Source organism: Bacillus sp. AP50 (assembly GCF_040492675.1).
GTDB lineage: Bacteria > Bacillota > Bacilli > Bacillales > Bacillaceae_G > Bacillus_A > Bacillus_A cereus.
This window is the reverse complement of record NZ_JBEUTW010000714.1, coordinates 1-1,842: the sequence shown is the minus strand read 5'-3', so window position 1 is coordinate 1,842 and position 1,842 is coordinate 1. Positions and strand designations below refer to the sequence as shown.

Sequence of the window (1,842 nt, the reverse complement as noted above, 5' to 3'; positions counted from 1 at the left end):
GTATGTGATTTGGGTTTTATAGAAAGAGAGCAGCTAACAACAGCTAGCTGCTCTGCAGGTTCTGTAAGACAAAACAGAAAAGAATATTAACAGAATATAAAGGTTTATCCTGGTTGTTTGAACGTAGTTAAAGAAAGAATATCACATACTATCAATGTTAATAAAAACTATCTGTGGCTTTCACTTCTTTATTTTATTCACAAATAGTTCCAGTAGCTATTCCGGTTGGAGCGACACCTACTGGGACATTAGTGATAACAGTATTCGTAGCAATATCAATAACGGAAACAGTATTACTAGCTTGATTTGTAACATATGCTCGAGTGCCATCAGGTATGATGGTTACTTGATCAGGGGATAAACCAACAGAAATTGTATCAATCACAGTATTTGTCGCAACATTTATTACCGATACATTATTGCTAACCTTATTTACAACGTAAATAAGGTTTCCACCCGGTGTAATATCTATACCAACAGGTTCGGTACCTACGTTAATTGTATTAATAACTGCATTGGTAGCGGTGTTAATAACAGAAACTGTATTGCTGTTTTGATTCGTGACATACGCACGAGTACCATCTAGTGTAAACACGATTATTCTAGGACGAATGCCAACAGGGATGGTAGCAATAACTGTGTTGGTAGCAGTATTAATGACAGAAATTGTGTTGCTTAATTCGTTTGCAACATATGCAAAGGCACCATTTGGGGAAACAGTAATCCCTTGTGGAGCGATGCCAACAGGAATAGTATTAATAACTGTGTTTGTTGCCGCATTAATGACAGAAACCGTATTATTACCATGATTTCCAACATAAACAGTTGTGTTATTTGGAGAAACAGCTACACCTATTGGATTAGTTCCAACAGGAATGGTAGCGATAACAGTATTCGTAGCAGTATCAATAACGGAAACGGTATTAGAAAAAATATTAGTAACATAAGCACGAGCTCCATTTGGTGAAACTGTTACTTCAAGTGGTGCATTACCTACAGTAATTGTATCAACTACTATATTTGTTCCGGTGTTAATTACAGATACTGTATCATTTGTAGGGTCATCTATGAGTCCTGCATTTGTAGCATATACTAGGAAATTACATGCAGGTCCGGTTGGCCCGGTCGGTCCGGTCGGTCCAGTCGGTCCCGGTGGACAATCACAATCTCCAGTAGGTCCTGGTGGTCCTTCAGGTCCTTGAATCCCTTGCACACCTTGAGGTCCAGTAGGTCCCGGTGGTCCTTCCGGCCCTTCAGGTCCTTGAATTCCTTGTACACCTTGAGGTCCAGTGGGTCCCGGTGGTCCGGGAATTCCCATTCCGGTCCCTGAACCAGTAGGTCCCGGTGGTCCCGGAGGCCCTTGAATCCCTTGTACGCCTTGAAGTCCTTGAGGTCCCGGTGGTCCTTCCGGCCCCTGAATCCCTGGTACGCCTTGAGGTCCTTCCGGTCCTTCCGGCCCCTGAATTCCTTGCACACCTTGAGAACCCTGAGCGCCTCTAGGTCCAGGAAATCCTCTAGGTCCAGTGGCTCCAGTCGGCCCCGGTGTTCCGATGTTACTTAATAGCGAACTATTTAAGATTCCTTGTAAAATTAAGTTGAATGTTTGCTGTAATAAGGGGTCCGATATATTTGAACAACTTATAAGTGAAGACAAGCTTTGGAATAGAAATTGGAATAATGCTGAGATTTGAGTGAGGGATGCAGTAGGTAAGGAATTAATTAATTGATTTATAGTTCTTATAACTAAATTTCTATTTGGTGTATTTGGTTGTACTGTTATTAATAAATCATTTAATGCCTGTAATGCTGATTGGAGTATTTGTATAGTTGTTGGATTTGGTG

At 41.3% G+C, this 1,842-nt stretch carries 1 protein-coding gene; it reads right to left on the bottom strand.

Annotated elements, in window-relative coordinates; all coding sequences use genetic code 11:
- Nucleotides 1-193 precede the first annotated feature (193 nt).
- Nucleotides 194-1,842: beta-propeller fold lactonase family protein (locus ABWK52_RS28740; protein WP_353772346.1), on the bottom strand; the 1,649-nt coding region annotated here is incomplete at its 5' end.